General features: G+C 66.0%; 17 protein-coding genes and 1 pseudogene. 8 read left to right on the top strand and 10 right to left on the bottom strand.

Features of this window, described 5'->3' with window-relative positions; translation table 11 throughout:
- Positions 1-96: 96 nt before the first annotated feature.
- The 3 genes from F6X40_RS24635 to hemC are packed head-to-tail and all read right to left on the bottom strand — an operon-like array spanning position 97 to position 4,279.
- Positions 97-1,287 (bottom strand): heme biosynthesis protein HemY, encoded by a 1,191-nt coding sequence (locus F6X40_RS24635; protein WP_187629570.1) that lies wholly within the window; start codon positions 1,285-1,287, stop codon positions 97-99.
- 2 nt (positions 1,288-1,289) lie between these two features.
- Positions 1,290-3,281, bottom strand: a complete 1,992-nt coding sequence (gene hemDX, locus F6X40_RS24640) for a fused uroporphyrinogen-III synthase HemD/membrane protein HemX (RefSeq protein WP_187629571.1) — start codon at positions 3,279-3,281, stop codon at positions 1,290-1,292.
- Entirely contained in the window at positions 3,281-4,279 is a 999-nt protein-coding gene (hemC, locus tag F6X40_RS24645) for a hydroxymethylbilane synthase (protein ID WP_187629572.1), read from the bottom strand. The genes hemDX and hemC overlap by 1 nt, the downstream gene beginning before the upstream one ends.
- A gap of 546 nt (positions 4,280-4,825) precedes the next feature.
- Between hemC and ppc the strand changes: the two genes are divergently transcribed.
- The 6 genes from ppc to F6X40_RS24675 all read left to right on the top strand — a co-directional run bounded on the left by ppc (position 4,826) and on the right by F6X40_RS24675 (position 13,561).
- Complete coding sequence (gene ppc / locus F6X40_RS24650; protein WP_187629573.1) at positions 4,826-8,065, top strand: phosphoenolpyruvate carboxylase; 3,240 nt, start codon at positions 4,826-4,828, stop codon at positions 8,063-8,065.
- A gap of 164 nt (positions 8,066-8,229) precedes the next feature.
- Entirely contained in the window at positions 8,230-9,042 is an 813-nt protein-coding gene (locus tag F6X40_RS24655) for a helix-turn-helix transcriptional regulator (protein WP_090803503.1), read from the top strand.
- A 140-nt stretch (positions 9,043-9,182) separates the two neighbouring features.
- Entirely contained in the window at positions 9,183-10,589 is a 1,407-nt protein-coding gene (argH, locus tag F6X40_RS24660) for an argininosuccinate lyase (RefSeq protein ID WP_184021209.1), read from the top strand.
- Between the two features lie 419 nt (positions 10,590-11,008).
- The gene (locus F6X40_RS24665; RefSeq protein WP_262421532.1) at positions 11,009-11,485 is read left to right on the top strand and encodes a TonB C-terminal domain-containing protein; all 477 of its coding nucleotides are present in this window, start codon (positions 11,009-11,011) and stop codon (positions 11,483-11,485) included.
- Between the two features lie 368 nt (positions 11,486-11,853).
- Positions 11,854-13,161: an MFS transporter gene (locus tag F6X40_RS24670; protein ID WP_184065418.1), complete on the top strand. Its 1,308-nt coding sequence runs from the start codon at positions 11,854-11,856 to the stop codon at positions 13,159-13,161.
- A gap of 220 nt (positions 13,162-13,381) precedes the next feature.
- A complete protein-coding gene (locus F6X40_RS24675; RefSeq protein ID WP_187629575.1) occupies positions 13,382-13,561 on the top strand; it encodes a hypothetical protein in 180 nt (59 codons plus the stop codon).
- 34 nt (positions 13,562-13,595) lie between these two features.
- Here F6X40_RS24675 and F6X40_RS42545 read toward each other — a convergent pair whose 3' ends face one another.
- Positions 13,596-13,730: a hypothetical protein gene (locus F6X40_RS42545; protein ID WP_260321106.1), complete on the bottom strand. Its 135-nt coding sequence runs from the start codon at positions 13,728-13,730 to the stop codon at positions 13,596-13,598.
- Between the two features lie 520 nt (positions 13,731-14,250).
- On the bottom strand, positions 14,251-15,255 hold the full coding sequence (waaC, locus tag F6X40_RS24680; RefSeq protein WP_187629576.1) for a lipopolysaccharide heptosyltransferase I: 1,005 nt from the start codon (positions 15,253-15,255) through the stop codon (positions 14,251-14,253).
- A gap of 253 nt (positions 15,256-15,508) precedes the next feature.
- On the opposite strand from waaC, the gene F6X40_RS24685 reads away from it, so the two are divergent.
- Positions 15,509-16,909, top strand: a complete 1,401-nt coding sequence (locus tag F6X40_RS24685) for a chloride channel protein (RefSeq protein ID WP_187629577.1) — start codon at positions 15,509-15,511, stop codon at positions 16,907-16,909.
- Between the two features lie 224 nt (positions 16,910-17,133).
- Here the strand turns inward: F6X40_RS24685 and minE are convergent, their stop codons facing one another.
- The 5 genes from minE to map all read right to left on the bottom strand — a co-directional run bounded on the left by minE (position 17,134) and on the right by map (position 20,794).
- Positions 17,134-17,388, bottom strand: coding sequence for a cell division topological specificity factor MinE (gene minE, locus F6X40_RS24690; RefSeq protein WP_008922443.1), 255 nt, complete (start codon positions 17,386-17,388; stop codon positions 17,134-17,136).
- 14 nt (positions 17,389-17,402) lie between these two features.
- Positions 17,403-18,218 carry a septum site-determining protein MinD gene (gene minD, locus F6X40_RS24695; protein ID WP_184065409.1) on the bottom strand — a complete coding sequence of 272 codons (816 nt, stop codon included), beginning with the start codon at positions 18,216-18,218 and terminating at the stop codon, positions 17,403-17,405.
- A gap of 106 nt (positions 18,219-18,324) precedes the next feature.
- Positions 18,325-19,173 carry a septum site-determining protein MinC gene (minC, locus tag F6X40_RS24700; RefSeq protein WP_187629578.1) on the bottom strand — a complete coding sequence of 283 codons (849 nt, stop codon included), beginning with the start codon at positions 19,171-19,173 and terminating at the stop codon, positions 18,325-18,327.
- Positions 19,174-19,383: 210 nt separating this feature from the next.
- Positions 19,384-19,917, bottom strand: a complete 534-nt coding sequence (locus tag F6X40_RS24705; RefSeq protein WP_090803490.1) for a GNAT family N-acetyltransferase — start codon at positions 19,915-19,917, stop codon at positions 19,384-19,386.
- A 91-nt stretch (positions 19,918-20,008) separates the two neighbouring features.
- Positions 20,009-20,794 carry a type I methionyl aminopeptidase gene (gene map / locus F6X40_RS24710; RefSeq protein ID WP_184065403.1) on the bottom strand — a complete coding sequence of 262 codons (786 nt, stop codon included), beginning with the start codon at positions 20,792-20,794 and terminating at the stop codon, positions 20,009-20,011.
- Positions 20,795-21,298: 504 nt separating this feature from the next.
- On the opposite strand from map, the pseudogene F6X40_RS42550 reads away from it, so the two are divergent.
- Positions 21,299-21,812: pseudogene (locus tag F6X40_RS42550) on the top strand (methyl-accepting chemotaxis protein); the annotation flags it as partial.
- Positions 21,813-21,862: the final 50 nt, after the last annotated feature.

Consider the following 21,862-nt stretch of genomic DNA (forward strand, 5'->3'; position numbering starts at 1 on the left):
GCCGGAAAAAACAAAAGGCCGCAGCGCGGGGCTGCGGCCATCAGGTAGCGGTTTCCGAGGCTTGCGCGCTTCAGCGCATGGCCGAAAATGCCGAACTCACGTCACGTTCATCGCCAACGCACTCTCGCGATAGTGCTGGCTCGCCTTGTCGGTATCGCCCAGCTGCTCGTGCAGACGCGCGAGCGCGCGATGCGAGCGGATCTTCAGCGTCTCGTTGTCGGCAAGCTTCAGCGCGCGTTCGAGGAACGACTGCGCCTTGCCCCACAACTGCTGATGCAGGCACAGGCGCCCCAGCGCGAACATCAGGTCCGCGTCTTCCGGCCGATCCTTCTGCCACGCCTCGGCCTTCTGGATCAGCGGCAACGCGTCGCCGCCGGCCGTGTCCGGATAGCGTCGCAACAGGCGCGCATCCCAGTTCTGCGCGAGCGCCTCCTCGACGATCTTGCGCGCCTCCTGCGGACGGTTCAGCGCGACCAGCAGTTCGGCGGCGGTGTCGGCGAGGCGCGGCGAATGACGCTCGGTCGCCGACAGCGAGTTCCACAGTTCGAGCAGCGCGTCCGCATTGTGGCGACGATCGCGCAGCAGATTTTCCGCCGCCAGTTGACGCAGCCGCACCGCGACCGCCGGATGGATCGCCTCGCGCTTCTCCAGCGTCTTCACGAGCTTCAGCACTTCGCCCCAGTTCTTCAGTTGCTGCTGCGCGCGCAGCATGATTTGCTGCGCGTGAATGCGCCGCGCGCCCTGCGATTGCATCTCGGTCAGCGCATTGAGCGCGCCGTCGGCGTCGCGGCCGTCGGCGCGCATGTCGGCGGTGGCCATCAGGCGCGCGTCCTGCCAGTCGGCTTCGTCGATCTGCGCGAGCCATTCGTCGCGCCGCGCGTACTCATGCATGCGATGCGCTGCGGTCGCCGCGATCAAACCGGCCGCGCCCTTGTTGTCGCCATTCGTGAGCGCGTCCTTGGCGGCCTTTTCCGCGCGCGAGAAACGCCCCGCGTACAGGTTGCCGATCGCATCGCGCAACGCCGCGTGCGCCTTCGCGATACGCGCGCGTGCGCGGTACGCGGCGACGCGCTGCGGCATGCGCCAGATATTGCGGATGATGCGCAACAGCGCATAGAGCAGGATGAACAGCACCACCAGCCCGACGACGAACAGGTTCAGCGACATGTCGACGCGGTACGGCGGATAGATCAGCAGCACTTGCCCAGCGTCGAAGCGCCCGCCCACCGCGAGCACGACCGCGACGGCGAACAGCGCCGCGAGCCATAGGAGTCCCCGGATCGCCATGATTAACCCCGGTTCCGGTATTGATTGACGGCCTGCAGGCTCGTATCGAGGTTCGGCAGCTCGACCGCGGCCGAATCGGCGTCCACCTGCTTGACCAGATCGATGACCGTCTGCGTGTCTTTCGACGACGCGTCGAAGTAGCGCGTCAACGCGGACTGCGCCGCCTGCAGGTCGGACTTCAGCGTGGTCTGGTTGCGCGACAGCAGCGCGAGACGCGCCGACAGCAGACGCAGCTTCAGGTTCTCGCGCACGAAGTAGCCTTGATCCGGCGTGACCAGCATCGCGTCGGCGTTGTCGATACGGCGCACCTGCACGAGGCTCGTCAGCTGTTCGCCGATGCCGTGCGTGACCTCGTCGATCCACACTTCCCAGCGCGGCTTGCCGGTGGCCGCGGCCACCTTCGCGGTGTCGGCCCACGTGGCCGCATGCGGCGTGGCACGCGGAATCGGTGCTTCACCCGACAGCGGCAGGCCGTTCACGTGATCGATCGCGTTGTCGAGCTTGATCGCGAGGCCGGTCAGATCGGTGGACGGCGCGGCCTTCAGCTTGTCGATGTCCTGCGCGATCGCCTTGCGCACCGCGACCGCCTGCGGACTGTCCGACGCCGCGAGGCGCGTATCGGCGCTTTGCAACGCGAACAGCGCGAGCTGCGTATTGCCGGTCAGCTGCAACTGCTGGCTCGCCGCCGACAGCATCTGCCCGACTTCGGCGAGCGTCCAGTCGTCGCGATTGCGCGCGAGATCCGCGTATTGCTGTTGCAGCGCCTGCTGCGCGGCCTGCGCATCGGCGAGCTTGCCTTCGAGCTGCGCGACCTGCGAGTCCGATTGATGCACGGTGGCGAGCGCCTGGTCGATCTTGATGCGCAGTTCGTTGGTCTGGGTGTCGTTGGCCTGCTGACGCTGCGCGAGTTCCTGCTCGGTGCGCACCAGCTTGCGGTTCATCGCGAAGCCGCCCACGCCCGCCGCGCACGCGATGACCACGATGACCAACCACAGCAGCGGTCCGCTCGCGCTGCGGCTCTTTTGCGCTTCGTACGGCGTGAAGGGTGGGTTCGGCGGCAAGGCGGCGCTTGCTGGCGGCTGGGGTGAGGCGTTCGTGGATGCGTTCGTTTCAGTCATGCGTGGTTGAGCCGGGTTGGACGATACCGGTTGGACGACGGGAGGCACGGCGGCTGCGGCAACGAGGGCTCGAACTATGCGCTCGTCGCCCGCGCCGGACACCGTAATCCTATCAAAACCCAATGCCCGCGCGGTCTGCGCGATGCGCGGATGCGGCGTGACGAGGGGCGCGTGTTTGAGCTGCTCGATCTCGCCGGCGGTCAGATGCTCGTGCGCGAGTTCGTGCAGATTGCGTACGCCTTCGGAGCTGGTCAGAAGCCATGCGTGCGGCGTGCCCGCGAGCAGTTCGTGCACGCGCGCCCATGCGCCGATCGACGGCTCCGGCACGATGCGCCGGTAAGCGGCCACCGCGTCGACTTCGGCGCCGGCTTCACGCAGGCGCTCGCTCAGCCATTCGCGGCCGCCGTCGCCGCGCACGATCAGCACGCGCTTGCCTTCGAGGCCCGCGGCACCGAGTTGCGCCTCGAGCGCGGCAAACAGGCTCTCGGAGTCGAAGCTCGTCGATTCGTCGTCGGCGCCCGCCGCGGGGCTGATCACGCGATGCTCGGGCGCGCTGACGCCGTGGCGCGCGAGCGCTTGCACGCTGCCCGGGCCGACCACGCCGATCGGCAGCGCATGCGGCCAGATATCGTGCTGGCGCGCGAACGCGTGATCGACTGCGTTCGGCGACACGAACACGACGAGCGCGTAGCGTTCGAGCGACGCGAGCGCGGCGCACAACGGCGCGTCGTCGATGACGGGCGCGATGTCGATCAGCGGGAAGTCGAGCGACGCGAGTCCGGCTGCTTCGAGCCGTTCGACGAGTTCGCTCGACTGGCCGGCCGGCCGCGTGATCACGACCGTGAAGGGCGCCTTCTCGGGCGAGACGGCGGCCATCACTCGCTGGCCGCCGCGCCGGGCGCGGCCGCGGGACCGCTCGCCGTACTGAGCGCGCGGACGATGTCGAGGGCGCCCTGCTGCACGAGCGAGTGCGCCACTTCCTCGCCGAGCGCGAGCGCGCGCTCGACGGTGGGCGCCGGCGCCGACGCCTGCGCGCTCAGCACGCGCTGGCCGTCCGGCGTCGCGACGATGCCGCGCAGATGCAGCGCGCCATCGCCCCAGGTTGCGTAGGCCGCGAGCGGCACCTCGCAGCTGCCGCCGAGCACGCGCGATACCATGCGCTCCGCTTCGACGGCGGCCGCCGTGTGCGGATGATGCAGCGGCGCGAGCCATGCGGCGAGGTCCGCGCGATCGGCGCGAATCTCGATGCCGAGCGCGCCCTGGCCCGCCGCGGGCAGACTGTCCTCGGGATCGAGCAGCGCGCGGATGCGATCGGCGAGACCCAGCCGCTTCAGCCCGGCCGCGGCCAGAATGATCGCCGCGTAATCGCCGCGATCGAGCTTGGCGAGTCGGGTATCGAGATTGCCGCGCAACGGCCGCACGTCGAGATGCGCATAGCGCATGCGCAGCATCGCCTCACGCCGCAGACTCGAGGTGCCGACCACGGCACCGGCCGGCAGCGCGGCGAGCGAGTCGTACTGATTGGACACGAGCGCGTCGCGTGGGTCCTCGCGCTCCATGATGGTAGACAGCGCGAAACCGGCGGACAACTCCATCGGCACGTCTTTCAGCGAATGCACCGCGAGGTCGGCGCGGCCATCGGCGAGCGCGGCTTCGAGCTCCTTCACGAAGAGCCCCTTGCCACCCACCTTCGACAGCGTGCGATCGAGAATCTGATCACCGCGTGTCGTCATTCCGAGGATTTTTACGTCACAAGATGGATATAATTTGTGCAGCGCACATCGCACATGCTCGGCTTGCCACATGGCAAGGCGGCTCTCTCGCGACGCAATCACAAGCGTGTGGGGTGGCGTGGAAAACGTCTCGGTGTTCATTAGCTTGCTGCTGGATGTCGGGATGGAATAACAATCAATGTTAGCACGCGCCCTCGTTCGCGCCCTTTGGTTCCAAGGCACGGCAAAGCGCCGTGCGCAAGCGGCATCGACGGAGGAGACGGGCTTCGCGCCACGCGCGAAGGCCCCCATTGCGCGTTGTCACGTACGGTCGTTCGCGCACTGCGCGGCGGCATGCGGGATGATGCAATGCGGCGAACATGCTGAGGCGATGCCTGACGCGTGTTCGGTCCCAGCGCGGGCTGGCAGCCCGTGGCTCCTCTCTCCCTCGTCGGCGTCGCGCGATTCGGCAGCGCTCGTGTCGTTCCGCGTACGCGGTGCGGCACGCGCGGGCCCCGCTTCTAGTGGGTCGAGCAATCGCCGTGTACAGTCGCCGTTTCAAGTCTCCGTTGCAGTTGCACTAGCAGTCCGTCTTGTAGTCCGTTGCGTAGTCCCTGTTGCACGCAGTTCACGTTGCACTTGCTGGTTGCAGTTCCGCAGTCGCAGTTCATCAATCAACAGACCCTGGCTTCCCCGAGGAAACTCATCGTGACGTCTTCCGGATCGGCGCGCCCCGCCCGCCGCAACACTGCCTCGCCCACCGCTCGCCCGGCCGACGCCGCGGCGCCTGACGCCCTGTCCGACGTTGCCGCGCACGCCATATCGTCGAGCGTCGGTCAACATGGCGACACGCGCGCCGACCAGCGCGCCAGGCGCCGCGCCCTCGCCGCTCGCGCCACCAAAACCCCGAAGGCCGCGCAGACCTCGGTGCCCGTCAAGCAGGACAAGGCGCAAAAGGCGTCGAAAGCCGGCAAGGCCAGCAAGGCTGAACAGGCCGCGACGTCGGCCACCGCGCGCAAGCCGGCCAAGGCCAAGGTCGATGGCGACGCAACACCCCCGCGCGCCGCGAAACCGTCGAAACCGAAGGACGTGCCGCCGGCTGAGTCCGCCGCCGCGACCACCGCGAAGAGCGGCGGCCGCACGCGCGAGGACAAGGACCACCCGCTGTTCCAGGATATCCGCTATCTCGGGCGTCTGCTCGGCGACGTGCTGCGCGAGCAGGAAGGCGAGGCGGTGTTCGACATCGTCGAGACGATCCGGCAGACGGCAGTGCGTTTCCGTCGCGAGGACGACAGCGCCGCCGCGCAGACGCTCGACAAGAAGCTGCGCACGCTGACGCCCGAGCAGACCGTCAGCGTCGTGCGCGCGTTCAGCTACTTTTCGCATCTCGCGAACATCGCCGAGGACCGTCACCGCAACCGCCGTCACCGAATTCACGCGCTCGCGGGCTCGGCCTCGCAGCCGGGCACGATCGCCCATGCGCTCGAGCGGCTCGCCGCGGCTGGTGCCGCCGCGACACCGGTGCTGCAGCGGTTTTTCGACGACGCGCTGATCATGCCGGTGCTGACCGCGCACCCGACCGAAGTGCAGCGCAAGAGCATTCTCGACGCGCAGCACGACATCGCGCGTCTGCTCGCCGAGCGCGACCAGCCGCTGACGAACCGCGAGCGCGCGCACAACGAAGCGATGCTGCGCGCGCGCGTCACGTCGCTGTGGCAAACGCGCATGCTGCGCGACTCGCGTCTGACGGTCGCCGACGAAATCGAAAACGCGTTGTCGTACTACCGCAGCACCTTCCTCGAAGAACTGCCGGCGCTGTACGCCGACATCGAGGAGGCGCTGAAGGAGCATGGCCTCGAAGCGCGCCTGCCGCCGTTCTTCCAGATGGGCAGCTGGATCGGCGGCGATCGCGACGGCAATCCGAACGTCACCGCCGAAACGCTCGAAAATGCGATCACGCGTCAGGCCGCGGTGATCTTCGAGCACTACCTGGAGCAGGTGCACAAGCTCGGCGAGGAGCTATCGATGTCGAATGTGCTCGTCGGCGCGAGCGATGCGCTGAATGAGCTCGCGGCCATCTCGCCCGACCATTCGCCGCATCGCACCGACGAGCCGTATCGTCGCGCGCTGATCGGCATCTACACGCGGCTCGCGGCAAGCGCGCGCGTGCGCCTCGGCGAAGGCAGCGTGCCGCTGCGCAGCGCCGGCCGCGGCGTCGCGCCGGTCCGCGCGATTCCCTACGACGACGCCGCCGACTTCGTGCGCGACCTCCACGTGCTGATGGATTCGCTCGCCGAGCATCACGGCGCGCCGCTCGCCGCGCCGCGTCTCGCGCCGCTCGCGCGCGCGGCCGAAGTGTTCGGCTTCCATCTCGCGAGCATCGATCTGCGCCAAAGCTCCGACATCCACGAAGCGGTGATCGCCGAGCTGCTCAAGCGCGCCGGTGTCGAGGACGATTACGCGGCGTTGCCGGAAGCCGACAAGCTGACCGTGCTGGTCGCCGAACTCGCGCAGCCGCGCGCGCTGCGCGTGCCCTCCGCCGACTACTCCGAGCTCGTGAAAAGCGAACTCGCGGTGCTCGAGGAAGCGCGCATGACGCGCGAGAAGTTCGGCGTGCGCGCGGTGCGCAACTACATCATTTCGCACACGGAGACCGTTACCGACCTGGTCGAGGTGATGCTGCTGCAGAAGGAAACCGGCCTGTTGCGCGGACGCCTCGGCGACGAGCACGACCCCGCGCGCGCCGGCCTGATGGTGATCCCGCTGTTCGAGACGATCCCCGACCTGCGCAACGCGCCGCACATCATGCGCGATCTGATCGCGCTGCCGGGCATTAGCGCGCTGATCGAACATCAGGGCAACGAGCAGGAAGTGATGCTCGGCTACTCGGACAGCAACAAGGACGGCGGCTTCCTGACGTCGAACTGGGAGCTGTATCGCGCGGAGCTTGCGCTCGTGTCGCTGTTCAACGAACGCGGCGTGACGCTGCGTCTGTTCCATGGGCGCGGCGGCACCGTCGGGCGCGGCGGCGGCCCGACCTACCAGGCGATCCTGTCGCAGCCGCCGGGCACCGTCGACGGTCAGATCCGTTTGACCGAGCAGGGCGAAGTGATCGCGAGCAAGTTCGCGAATCCGGAAATCGGCCGGCGCAATCTGGAAACCGTCGTGGCCGCGACGCTCGAAGCGTCGCTGCTGCCGCACGACCACACGTTGGCCGAGCTGCCGGTGTACGAGGAAACGATGCAGCAGCTGTCCGATACGGCGATGGCCGCGTATCGCGCGCTCGTCTACGAAACGCCGGGCTTCAAGGAGTATTTCTTCGAGTCCACACCGATCGCGGAGATCGCCGAGCTGAACATCGGCAGCCGCCCCGCGTCGCGCAAGCTGCAGGACCCGAAGCAACGCAAGATCGAGGATCTGCGCGCGATTCCGTGGGGCTTCTCGTGGGGTCAATGCCGGCTGCTGCTGACCGGCTGGTACGGCTTCGGCAGCGCGGTCGCCGAGCACCTCGACAGCGCGCCGTCCGACGCCGAACGCGCGCGCCGTCTCGCGCTGCTGCAGAAGATGCACAAGAGCTGGCCGTTCTTTTCGAACCTGATGTCGAACATGGACATGGTCATCGCGAAGACCGACCTCGCGGTCGCGTCGCGTTATGCCGCGCTCGTGACCGACAAGAAGCTGCGCAAGCATGTGTTCGAGCGCATCGTCGCCGAGTGGGAACGCACGTCGAAGGCGTTGTCGGAGATCACCGGCAAGAGCGAGCGGCTCGCCGAAAATCCGCTGCTCGCGCGCTCGATCAAGAATCGCTTCCCGTACCTCGATCCGCTCAATCACCTGCAGGTTGAACTGCTCAAACGCTATCGCGCGGGCGACACGAATGCGCGCGTGCGGCGCGGCATTCATTTGAGCATCAACGGAATCGCGGCGGGGTTGCGCAATACCGGTTGAGGTTGCCGCATTGGCGGACAAAAGCCGGGTGTGGCCGACGCAGGTCACACCCGGCTTTTCTCATTGCGCGAACCCTGCCGCTACAATAGAGCCCGCCATGTACCAGTACAAGTTCGGCAATTATTCTGGTATCTCTATTACCCCCTCCACGCGCAGCCGATAGCATGACAACGCCGTCTTCCGCCGATCACCCGCCGCCGCTCGACGCTACCCCGGCCCGCGCGCTCGGCGACTTCATCCGCGCCCATCGCGAGCGGCTGTCGCCGCAGGCGGTCGGGCTGCCGCCGGGGCCGCGTCGCCGCACGCCCGGTCTGCGGCGCGAGGAAGTCGCGCAGCTGTGCGGCGTGAGCCCGACCTGGTACACGTGGATCGAGCAGGGCCGGCCAGTGTCCGCTTCCGCCGATGCGCTCGCGCGCATCGCGGTCGCGTTGCAGCTGTCGCGCGCCGAGCGCGCGTATCTGTTCGAGCTCGCCGCGCAACGCGATCCGGCCGAGCCCGACCCGGCCGCCGCCGATGCGCCCGCCACGCTGCTGCAAACCGTGCAGCTCATCGACACGCCCGCCTACGTGCTCGACCGGCAGTGGAATGCGCTTGCGTGGAACGAGCGCGCGGCCGATCTGTTCGTCGGCTGGCTCGACGGCGCGCACGACCGCAACCTGCTGCGCTACACGTTCACCGAGCCGGCCGCGCGCGCGTTGATCGTCGATTGGGAAACGCGCGCGCGGCGGCTCGCCGCCGAATTCCGCGCCGACTCGATCCGCCATCTGAACGATGCGCCCACACGTGGGCTGATCGATTCGCTGTCGGCCGCGAGCGACGAGTTCGCACGCTACTGGGCGTCCCAGGACGTCGGCGGGCGCGAAGGTGGCAGGCGCGAGTTCAACCATCCGCGCGACGGGCGCATCGTGTGTGACCAGATCACGTTCAAGCCCGCGCATCGCGAGGATCTGAAGCTCGTGGTGCTGGTGCGCGAATAGGCCCGCAATGGGCGGCAGCGCTTTGGCCGCCCTCACCCGGTGTTAAAATCTTCGTCTTTCTTCGCTGCGGCGGCGCTCTTGCACGATTCGCGCACTCGCGTTGCCAGCCTCTTCACCGCTCGTTTTTACCGCCCAACACCATGACGTCCCAACTGCACAAAAAAGGCGAAGCCTGGTCGGCTCGCTTCTCGGAGCCGATGTCGGAACTCGTCAAACGCTACACGTCGTCGGTTTTCTTCGACAAGCGTCTGGCGTTCGTCGACATCGAAGGGTCGCTCGCGCACGCGTCGATGCTCGCCGCGCAGAAGATCATTTCCGCCGACGACCTCGCCGCGATCCAGCGCGGCATGGCGCAGATCAAAGGTGAAATCGAGCGCGGCGAGTTCGAATGGCAGCTCGATCTCGAAGACGTGCACCTGAACATCGAAGCGCGCCTGACCGCGCTGATCGGCGACGCCGGCAAGCGCCTGCACACCGGCCGCTCACGCAACGACCAGGTCGCGACCGACATCCGCCTGTGGCTGCGCGGCGAGATCGACCGCATCGGCGAGCTGCTCACCGAACTGCGCGTGGCGCTGCTCGAGATCGCGGAGAAGAACGCCGCGACCATCATGCCGGGCTTCACGCACCTGCAGGTCGCGCAGCCCGTCACGTTCGGCCACCATCTGCTCGCGTACGTCGAAATGTTCTCGCGCGACGCCGAGCGCATGATCGACTGCCGCAAGCGCGTGAACCGTCTGCCGCTCGGCGCGGCCGCGCTCGCCGGCACCAGCTATCCGATCGACCGTCACGCCGTGGCGAAGACGCTCGGCTTCGACGGCATCTGCGCGAACTCGCTCGACGCAGTCTCCGACCGCGACTTCGCGATCGAATTCACGGCCGCCTCCGCGCTCGTCATGACGCACGTGTCGCGCTTCTCCGAAGAACTGGTGCTGTGGATGAGCCCGCGCGTCGGCTTCATCGATCTGGCCGACCGTTTCTGCACCGGCTCGTCGATCATGCCGCAGAAGAAGAACCCGGACGTGCCCGAACTCGCGCGCGGCAAGACCGGCCGCGTGAACGGCCATCTGATGGCGCTGCTCACGCTGATGAAGGGCCAGCCGCTCGCGTACAACAAGGACAACCAGGAAGACAAGGAGCCGCTGTTCGACACCGTCGATACCGTCGCCGACACGCTGCGCATCTTCGCCGAAATGGTCGCCGGCATCACGGTCAAGCCGCAGGCGATGCGCGACGCCGCGCTGCAAGGCTTCTCGACCGCGACGGACCTCGCCGACTATCTCGTCAAGCGCGGCCTGCCGTTCCGCGACGCGCACGAAGCAGTCGCGCTCGCGGTGCGCGTGTGCGCCGATCGCGGCTGCGATCTCGCGGACCTGACGCTCGACGAAATGCGCGGCGAACTGCCGAACGTCGCGCATCTGATCGGCGACGACGTGTTCTCGTATCTGACGCTCGAGGGCTCGGTGGCGAGCCGCAATCATCCGGGCGGCACCGCGCCCGAGCAGGTGCTGGCCGCGGTGAAAGCGGCGCGTGCGACGTTGAAGTAATCGACGCCTGGGCAGCGCCGTGAGCCTAAGCTTGCGGCGTAGCTGGTTGAACCGGAATCGAAAAGGCGAACCCGCTTGGCGGGTTCGCCTTTTTTATTGCCGCGTGTGAATGGCGAATCGAAGGCAAAAGAAAGCCCGCCAGAAGCGGGCTGAAAAGACTTCCACCGATGCCTCAGCAAGAGGCCATCAGAGTGTAGGCGGGTTTCGCTCGCCGACCAATGCGCGCACATTTCCGGCCATTACAGCGGAAAGCAAAGCGCCTCAGCGGGGCACGCACGATGACATCCGGCGCGCGAACGCCAATTGAATCCCGGCAGTTTTTGACTACCATTCAATCAGGTTCTCCTCGCGGTTCGTCGACGATGCTCTCTCGCACTTCTCCCCCTCCTGTTCCTCACCGTGTGGCTCTGCGCGCCTTCATGGCCGCTCGCATGCATCGGCTATCGCTCGCCGCGCTCGGTGTTGTCGCCGTGGCCGGTTGCACGATCACACCGCTGACGCCGCACGAAACCGTCAGCACACCGGTGGCCGCGATCAACAGCGCGACGCTCGATCAATATCGCGACGCGGTCGCACGACGGATCGTCGAGCGCAATCCGTCGTATGTGCTCCAGGGCAGGCCCCAGCCGATGCTGCGCTCGCTGGTGGTGGTGTCGTTCACGGTCGATCGTTATGGACACATCGTCGAGTCGTCGGTGTATCGCACGAACGGCGACGGCGAAGCCGAAAGCACCGCGCTCGCGACGCTGCGCCGCTCGGCGCCGCTGCCGCTACCGCCCGGCAAGCTGCTGAACGGCCGCGGCCAGCTCGAGCTGTTCGAAGACTGGCTGTTCAACGACAACGGCAAATTCCAGCTGCGCGAGCTCGCCTCGCCGCAAGCGGAAACGTACGACTGAGCGCGGTTGGCGCGTGCACTGACACGCACCGCCCGGCGCAGCCGCGCATGGGTCGGCCACGCGCGAGCTACTCGAGTCATCGCGCATAACTCATAAAGCCCCCTCGTTGCCGCGCAAACTTACACCGCCATTGCTGCGCGACGAGCGCGCTCGCTATAATTTTCCGATTCCCCGCGCCGGAGCCTTCCGGCATGGCTCACGCCGTCCGCACACCCGCCGGCGCGGCGCATGAGCCGACTGCAGTGCCGCGCCGCCACCCCGCGTGCGGCGCCCAAACCTATACCTCAACGAGGATGCCGCCCTTGCGCGCCGCCTGTCTGCGACGCACGGCTCAGCGCGCCGCGGCCTCATACAATTGGAGACCCTGCATGTCCACTTCGCCGATTTCCGCCGCTCAGCCCGCAAGCGGGCAAAACAGTAGGGCGCGGATCATCTTCGCGAGCTTCATCGGCACCGCGATCGAGTTCTACGATTTCTATGTCTACGCGACCGCCGCGGCGCTCGTGATCGGACCGGTATTCTTCCCGCATGGTTCGGCCACCGCGCAGGCGCTGTCGGCGTTCGTCACGTTTGGCATCGCGTTCGTCGCGCGACCGATCGGCTCGTTCCTGTTCGGCCACTTCGGCGACCGCATCGGCCGCAAATCGACTCTGGTTGCGTCGCTGCTCGTGATGGGCCTGTCGACCACGCTGATCGGCTTCGTGCCGGGCTACGACGCGATCGGCAGCCTCGCGCCGATCCTGCTGTGCGTGCTGCGTTTCGGCCAGGGTATCGGCCTCGGCGGCGAATGGGGCGGCGCCGCACTGCTCGCCACCGAAAACGCGCCGGCCGGCAAACGCGGCTGGTTCGGCATGTTCCCGCAGCTCGGGCCCTCGATCGGCTTTCTCGCGGCCAACGGTCTGTTCTTCGCGCTCGCAATGTCGCTCTCCGACGAGCAGTTCCGCAGCTGGGGCTGGCGCGTGCCGTTCATCGTCAGCTCGGTGCTCGTCGCGCTCGGGCTGTACGTGCGGCTGAAGATTGCCGAAACGCCCGCGTTCCAGGTAGCGATCGAGCGCAAGGAGCGCGTGCGCGTGCCGATCGCGACGCTGTTCTCGCAGCACTGGCGGCCGACCGTGCTCGGCGCGCTCGCGATGGTGGTCTGCTACACGCTGTTCTACAACGCGACGACGTTCTCGCTGTCGTACGGCGTCGGGTCGCTGCATATTCCGCGGCAGACGTTCCTCGGCCTGCTGTGCATCGCGGTCGTGTTCATGGCAATCGCGACGCCGCTGTCGGCCCGTGCGAGCGATCACTTCGGGCGTAAGCCGGTGCTGATCGTCGGCATCATCGCGGCGATCCTGTCGGGCTTCACGATGGCGCCGCTGCTCGGCAGCGGCGAGCCGTTGCTCGTGCTGCTGTTTCTCGTGATCCAGCTGTTCCTGATGGGCGTGACCTTCGCGCCGATGGGCGCGCTGCTGCCAGAACTGTTTCCGACCAACGTGCGCTATACGGGCGCCGGCGTCGCGTACAACCTCGGCGGAATTCTCGGCGCGTCGGTCGCACCGTATATCGCGCAGGTGCTCGCCGCGCACGGCGGCTTGGCGTGGGTCGGCGCGTACGTGTCGGTCGCCGCGGCCGTGAGCCTTGTCGGCGTGCTGTGCATGCGCGAGACGCGTGATGAGAGTTTGATGAAATGATGCAACGCGCATCGACGGAACGACGCTTTCGTCGATGCGCGTTTGCCGAGGTTCGATCGATGCTGCACCCGCGCAGTTTTTACGCGTCTGCGGCAGCATGCAGAGAGCATTATTTCCTCGCTGTTTCCGCGGCCCGGGCCGGGTAAAACCCCCGCCTTGCGCGTCCTTTTGACTTGCCTATACTCCCTGACATAACCCTATAAAAAACGGGGAGATCCGCATGAACGTCCATCTTCACAATGCCGATATCGTGACGATCATCGCGCTGGCCTTGCTCGGCTCGCTGCTGCTCGCGCTGCGCTTCCGTCCGAAGACATGGAAATCCATCGTCGTCGAGGCGCTGGCCGCGAACGCCGCGGCCATTGCCGCGGTGGTCGCGTTCGAAATGCTGGTCGCCTGAGGCTGGTGCTCCGGGCCTGAGCACGGCGCGCGGCTTAGCGGTAGTAGTAGCCGTGATGGTAGTAGCCACCGCCGCCGTAGTAATAGCCCGGTGCCGGCGCGATCACGCAGCCGCCGAGTGCCGATGCGAGCAGCGTGCCGGCCACGAGAGTCAGGATCAAGCGTTTCATGTTGTTCTCCATCGAGTCAGATTGATTCGAGCGCAAACCCCGAATGACCCGATTGGACACGATGCGCGCCGCAGCGAACGTTGCCATTTGTAAGGGAACATCACCGAGCTGTTACAGGACCGGCGCGCTGGATCGGCGCGTTCGATCGACCGCCCCGCTGCCGCCGGATCGCGCCACCATGGCGGAAAACACCGCCTATACTCCGTTGAGCGCACTGTCGCGATAGAAACCTTGCTGGCCGCGCCAGCGTCGCCGCAATCGAGCGGTTCGACGCGCGCCGTGCGAGCCTCGACGCACCGCGGCGTATCAGCTTGCCGCCCTGGCGTGCGCGCATCGGACGCTTCGGCGTCCAACGAAAAGCGACAGTTTTAACAGACGTGTAATCGATTCCTCTCCGCCCGCTGTTCCCCGACACGGGCGTTCTTTGAGGCGCGACGATGCAGTCCCCGCCAGCAAGGGTGGACTACGCATCGCGCCTCTTTTCTTTTGCGCAAACGATTGCGCGAGCGCGCGAACGAACTCAGGCGGCGGCTGATCCTTGCTGCATCGCGAGTACCGGCTCTGCCGCGTACACGTAGTCGATCGCTTCGAGCGCCGCGCTGATGGGCGGCACCGAGTCGCCGTCGCCGATCGAGGTCGAGCGATACGGCGCCTCGACGCCGCAATGCAATGGCGACGTCGCGACGAAGATCATCACGGTGCGCTTCTGCAGCGCATGCGCGAGGTGCACGAAACCCGTATCGGTACCGACCACGAGCGCGCACGCGCCGATCATCTGCGCAACTTCGGTCACACTCAATGGCGGCAGCACGGTCGCGCCTGGCACCTGCGCGGCGATCTGCCCGGCTTCGGCAAGCTCACCGTCCGAACCCCACGGCAGCACCACACGGAAACCGCGCTCGCTCAACTCGCGTCCAAGCGCCGCCCAGTGCGTGAGCGGCCATTTCTTGTCGGCTTTCGAGGTGGCGTGAAAGAGCGCCGCGACAGGCGCGTCTTGCGTCGCGAACGGCTGCGGGACGGTTTCGGGTAGCTGCAGGTCGTAGATGGGCGGTCCTTCCACTTCGTAGCCGAGCGCCTCGCTGGCGCTGATGCGCATGCCGTGCCACGCGCTGCCTTGCGGACGTGGGCCGAAACGCCCGGTGTAGGCGAACGCCGCGCCACGCTCGCCCAGATCCAGGGATTGATAGCCGATGCGCCGCGACGAGCGCGCGAGGAAGGCGATGATCGCGCTCTTGTAGACGCCGTGAATGTCGATGATGTAGTCGTAGCGATACGCGCGCAGCTCGGCGATGGATGCCCAGATCGCCTTCAGATCACTCCAGCGACGCGCCTTCTTGAAGCGGCGCAGCGGCGCGCACAGCACGCGATCGACGCCCTGGCTCCAATGCACGACTTGCGCGAATGCTTCGTCCGCCGCCCAATCCACCTGAACGCCAGGAAATGCGCGTTTGATGTCGGCGACGACTGGCAACGCCTGCACGATATCGCCTAGTGAAGTGACCTTGACAATAAGTATTCGCTTCATTGAGGGTCTGTTCGTTATTCAAAGTTGAAACTATTCTAGCTGACGTTTTACCGATCCCGCCAAATGGCCGTTGCGCGCGGTCCGATTCTCAATACGGCACGTTACAGCAAAAAATATCCGCCTGATGATTCACTTCACTTCAGTATTTCAAACATCTTTCACGTATTCTGGCCGGTCCCGCACGCTTTATACTTGGCCCTTTGCACGAATCTAATTCATGTCCCGGCCCTTCCCTTCCCGTTCGCCAGTTGCCATGCGTCGCGCAAAACGCCTGTGGCGGCAATACGGCATCTTCTGGCTCGGTGCAATCGCCGTCGGCCTGGTCGCGGTGCTGTACGCGCGCCTGATCGACTGGGGGTATGACGCGTTTCTCGATGTCCGGCAGCGGCATGTGTGGGCGCCGCTCGTGATCACGCCCGCGGTTGCCGCACTCGCGGTCTGGCTCACGCGCAAGTTCTTTCGCGGCTCCGAGGGCAGCGGCATCCCGCAGGTCATCGCAACGCTGCACACGAAACAGCGCGGATACGGCACGCGGCTGCTGTCGCTGCGAATTCTGCTCGGCAAAATCGGCGTGTCGTTTCTCGCGATTCTCGGCGGCTTTACGATCGGCCGTGAAGGACCGACCGTGCAGGTCGGCGCCGCGCTGATGTTCAATCTGCGCCGGTTCTATCCGCGCTCGAATGCGCAGATCGAACGGCAGCTCGCGTTGGCGGGCGCGGCAGCGGGTTTGTCGGCGGCGTTCAATACACCGCTCGCGGGCGTCGTATTCGCAATCGAGGAATTGACGCGCAGCTTCGAGGCGCGCACGAGTGGCGTGCTGATCACGGCGATCATCATTGCGGGTGTCGTCGCACTGGGCCTGAACGGCAACTACACGTATTTCGGCACGATCCAGATCGGCGCGCATTTCCCTGATCTGCTCGCCGTCGCGGTGGTGCTCACCGCGATCGTCACGGGAATCGCAGGCGGTATCTTCGGCTGGCTGCTGCTCAATACCGCGCGCTGGATTCCGGAGCCGCTGCGTCAGTTGCACGGCGAGCGGCCGGTTGCGTTCGCCGCGCTGTGCGGTTTCGCGATCGCGGTGGTCGGCGTGATCTCGGGCGGCACGACGTTCGGCAGCGGCTATACGGAAGCGCGCGGCCTGCTCGAGGGACACGAGCAGTTGTCGGTGTTCTATCCGTTCCTGAAGATGATCGCGATGGTCGGCTCATACCTGCCGGGCATTCCGGGCGGCATCTTCGCGCCGTCGCTGTCGATCGGCGCGGGCTTCGGCAATCTGCTGCACATGGTGTTCGATTCGATGCAATTGCCGATGCTGATCGCGCTCGCGATGGTCGGCTATCTGGCCGCGGTCACGCAGTCGCCGATCACTTCGTTCGTAATCGTGATGGAGATGATCGACGGCCACGCTCTCGTGATTTCGCTGATGGCCACCGCGTTGATTGCGAGCCGAGTGTCCCGCCTGTTCGCGCCGCCGCTCTATGAGTCGCTCGCCGAGCGCTACGTGGCGCCGCTGCCGCAGCCCACGCCCGCGCCAGTGCCGGAAGTGCCCGAGGTCGAGGTGCCGGAAGCGGAAAGCGAGGACGGCGAGCCGAGCGCCGACGATGCCGCAGGCGACATCACGACGGATACCGCCGACTCGCCGCGTCAGTAGATGCGCGAGGGCGACGCGAGGCTGACGTTGCGCGGGTAACGGCACCGCTGGAGTGCAACGGTTCATTTCGACCGGGAAATGGCGAGCGCCGTGGAGATGCGAAGAGACGGCTTCAGACAGAAGCCAGACGACGAGCCGAACGCCGCACCGCATCACGTCGCTGCGACGCGACGCCCTGCGACGTTCTGCACATGATGCGAGATGGAACGCGGTCCATCCGAAGCTCAGGCCTGGGGTATTTCGATCTTGACTTCGAGCACTTCGAGATCGTCCTGACGCTCGAGACTCACGCGTATGTCGTCGTCGGAAATCTTCACGTACTTCGAGATCACGGCCACCAGTTCGCGTTGCAACGCAGGCAGATAATCGGCGGGCGCATGGCCGCCGGCGCGCTCGTGCGCGATGATCAACTGCAGGCGTTCCTTCGCTACCGACGCGGACTTCTTTTTCTCGCCCAGCAAAAACGAAAGAATCGACATGACGTGCGCTCCCCTTACTTGGTGCCGAAGAGGCGCTGCAGCAGCCCGGGCTTCTGGTAATCGACAAAGCGAAGCGATTTCTGCTCGCCGAGGAAACGCGACACGACGTCCTTATAGGCTTCGGCCACATCGGTGCCGTCCAGATGCACGGCCGGCAGACCCTGGTTCGACGCGTGCAGCACCGCTTCCGATTCCGGAATCACGCCGATCAGATCGATGCGCAGAATTTCCTGGATGTCGGTCAGCGACAGCATTTCGCCTTCGCTGACGCGCTTCGGGTTGTAGCGGGTGATCAGCAGGTGCTCCTTGATCGGTTCCTTGCTTTCGATCGCGCGCTTGGTCTTCGACGACAGGATGCCGAGAATGCGATCGGAGTCGCGCACCGACGACACTTCCGGGTTCGTCACGATCAGCGCTTCGTCGGCGAAGTGCATCGCAAGCAGCGCGCCCGACTCGATACCGGCCGGCGAATCGCAGACGATGTATTCGAAGTCCATCGCGATCAGATCGTTGATGACCTTCTCGACACCTTCCATCGTCAGCGCGTCTTTATCGCGCGTTTGCGAGGCCGGGAGGATGAACAGGTTCTCGCATTTCTTGTCTTTGATCAGCGCCTGGTTCAGATTCGCTTCGCCCTGGATCACGTTGATCAGGTCGTACACGACGCGGCGCTCGCAGCCCATGATGAGGTCGAGGTTGCGCAGGCCGACGTCGAAGTCGATCACGGCGGTCTTGCTGCCGCGCAACGCGAGGGCCGACGCAAAGCTCGCGCTCGTGGTCGTCTTGCCCACGCCACCCTTGCCCGAAGTCACCACAATGATTTTTGCCATTACCCTTACCTTGTGTTCGTCAAATGCGTCAATTGGTGCGCGGCCCGCCTCGCCGTGAAACGCCGCGTGCCGCAATCGCTCGGGGCAGCGCGCGTTTCGCGGCGCTTTACGTTAGCCGCAGCGGTTCGATCATCAGTTTTTCTTCTTCGAGCCAGATCTGCACCGGCTTGCCGAGCACGTCGGCCGGCAGCGGGTTCTCGGTCGTTCGATAGATGCCCGCGATCGAGATCAGTTCCGGTTCGAGACACGTGCAGAAGATGCGCGCGTCGTGATTGCCCTGCACGCCGGCCAACGCCCGGCCGCGCAGCGGCGCGTAAATGTGGATGTTGCCTTCCGCGATCACCTCGGCGCCATAGCTGACCAGACCGAGCACGACCAGATCGCCTTTTGCGTAAATACGCTGACCCGAGCGCAACGGCTTGTCGACCACCATCGTTTGCGGCGACGTGGCAAGACGCACCGGCTCGGCGGCGGGCGTGGGTTCGACGGCGGCGGCAGCGGCCGTGCCCGTGGCCGCGCTGGCGGTTGCGGATGCAGAGCTGGCGGACGCGCTCGTGCCCGCGCTTGCCTCGGTGCCTGCTGTCGCGTTTGCCGCGCTCGCCGTGCTGACCTCATCGGCCTGCTTCGCCGGCGCGCCGCGGCGATCGCGCGCTTCGAGCAACGGCAATCCCGACTCCGTCGCCCACTGTTGCTCCGCATTCGCGACCACGCCGACCGGACGCATGCGCACGCTGTCGAGCAGTTGCGCGATGTCGGCGAGCGGCACGCGTTCGTTGCCGGCGAGACGCCGCACGTCGATCGCGACGACGTCGTTAGCGAAGAATTCGGGGGTCGCCTCGAAGCGTCGCGTCAGCTCGGCACGCATCGCATCGAGGTCGGTCGTTTTGACCACGAACATCAGCGTGTCGACAGAGCCGCTGCGCAGTTCGAAAAAGGGCGATTTCTTGGGCGACATAGCGTTCGGCGAAAAATTTTGCGTATTTTACAGGCGTACAAGCGCGCGGCCACTATTTTTCCCGGGAGAATCGGTGCTCGCGCGCGCGAGCGCAACGCATGTCGTCGATGCGATCGACGCGCGACGGTGCGAAAGAAACGCTGGCGGGAAAAAGACCGTGATGAAGGGACGGCGAAGACGAGCGGCGCGCGCGACGCGCCGCTTGGGCGATCACTGCTGTAACACCTGCGAAGTAGTCGGCACGTGCCGCACCAGCAGACTTTCGACCTGCTCGGGTGCGCGCTCGACGCGCCGGTGCTCGCCGGTCGGGCCAAAGCCCAGCGCTTCGTAAAAGCGCATCGCGTTGCGGTTCGCGTCGGCCACCCACGCGTAGATTTCCGTGGCGCCCGCATTCGCGAGCCAGCTGCTCGCGGTATCGACGAGCAGCTCGCCGCCGCGCAGATGGCGCACGGCCGGCGCCACCCACAACTCGCAGACGAACGCGCGGCGCGCCGCGGTGTCGTCGAAATGCGCCTCGATCAGCCCGGCCGGATGACCCTCGGTATAGAGCAGGAATGCACCGACGGACTGCGAAACCGCGTGATTCGCCGCGGTCGCGTCGAAACTGGCGGCATCGGCCGACAACGCGTCCTCGAGCGTCGCGCCGAAGGCGTACGGCGCCTCCCGCAGCGAGGCAGTGCGGAGTTCGCGAAAAACGGCGCCCTGATCAGCAGTGATGCGGCGAACGGTCAATGACGGACTCATGCAGACGAAACCCCTGGAAACCCTAACGCGTAGCTTTAACCGAACCGGCCGGCGAGTCAAATTTATTATTGACCAGAATATGCGGTCCCGCTCACGGCGCGTCGTAGTCGCCCGTGCCGTCCGGCCACGGCGTCAGCAGTTCATAGCCGTCGTCGGTCACGGCGACCATGTGCTCCCATTGCGCCGACAGCGAGCGGTCCTTCGTGATCACGGTCCAGCCGTCGCGCTGTACCGACGTGCCGGCGCGGCCCGCGTTGATCATCGGCTCGATCGTGAAGACCATGCCCGGCTTCAGGCGCACCCCCTGCCCCGGCTGCCCATAGTGCAGCACCTGCGGGTCCTCGTGATAGACCTTGCCGATGCCGTGCCCGCAGTAGTCGCGCACGATCGAGAAGCCCTCGCGCTGCGCGACCTTCTGGATCGCGTGGCCGACGTCGCCGAGCGTCGCGCCCGGCTTCACCTCGCGGATGCCGGCCACCATCGCCTCGTAGGTCGTGTCGATCAGCGCACGCGCGACCGTGCTCGACTGGCCGACGCAGTACATGCGGCTCGTGTCGCCGAAATAGCCGTCCTTGATGATCGCGACGTCGATGTTGATGATGTCGCCGTCCTTCAGGATCTCGTTGCGATTCGGGATGCCGTGACACACGACATGATTGACCGACGTGCAGACGGTCTTCGGAAAGCCCAGATAGCCGACATTGGCCGGAATCGCTTTCTGCGTGTGGACGATGTAGTCGTTGCACAGCGCGTCGAGGTCCTCGGTGGAGACGCCTGCCTTGACGTGCTCGCCGATCATTGCCAGCACATCGGCCGCGAGGCGGCCCGCAATGCGCAGCTTCGCGATATCGTCGGGAGTCTTGTAGGTAATGGCCATGAATTCAGTCGATGTGAGTCGCGGGTCAAGCGCGAGACGACCCGCCGCGCCCGAAAGCCCGGCGGCCCGCAACCGCCGCTCGATTGGGCGATTTCGGGCAATTGTACAGAGGATCGCGGATGGACCCCGCGCAAATCGGCTGAAGCGGTGCGCGGCAGGAGGCAGTGGCGCTAGCGGAGCTATGCCGTGGCGCGCGCCCGAATCATAATGACGGGCTTTTGCTCGGCCAGCTTGCGGGCCTGCTCGTTCAGATGGACTGGCGGCAAAGGGACTCGAACGATCATCGAGCCGGACATCGTGATCGTTCAGTTTCCCGAACTAAAATTCGGGCGTCCCGTCATGCCGCCCGCTGCGTTCCGCCCTTCGCCATATCGTACGGATCACGCTGATTGCGGGCGTACTGCTTCGGCGCCATTCCCGGCCAGCGCCGGAACGCGCGAATGAATGCCTTCTCCGACGCAGCGGTGCACTATGCGTCGGTCGTCGCGCTCGGCGAGACGGCCATCCGCGATGGAGCAGCTGAGCGCGACCGTGCAGATCAATGCGAGCAATGTCGAACAGGCGAGCGAACTCGCGCGCGGCGCGTCGAGCCTCGCCGCGCATGGCCGCGACGCTGTCGGCAGCAAGATCGAAACGATGTGCGCGATCCACACGGGCTCGGCGCAGATGACGGGCATCATCAGCACGATCGAGAGCATCGCATTTCAAACCAACATCCTCGCGCTCAACGCAGCGGTCGAAGCCGCGCATGCCGGCGACGAGGGTCGCGGCTTCGCGGTCGTCGCCGGCGAGGTGCGCGGCCGCGATCGCGCGCGTGACCAGCATCGTCGGTGACATTGCGCAGGCGTCGCGTGAGCAGAGCGATGGGATTCAGCAGGTGGGCATCGCGATCACGCAGATGGACGAGGTCACGCAGCAGAATGCGGCGCTCGTCGAGGAAAGCGCGGCGGCCGCCGCGTCGCTCGCGGAACAGGCGCGGGCGTTGAGGGAGGTGACGGAAGGGTTTCGGGTGGGATGAGACGCCCGTCCCCTGGCCTCGATACGCTGAAGGCAACGGTTGGGCGCCGC

The sequence above is a fragment of the Paraburkholderia sp. UCT31 genome, assembly GCF_014397655.1.
In the GTDB taxonomy this organism is placed as follows: Bacteria; Pseudomonadota; Gammaproteobacteria; order Burkholderiales; family Burkholderiaceae; genus Paraburkholderia; species Paraburkholderia tuberum.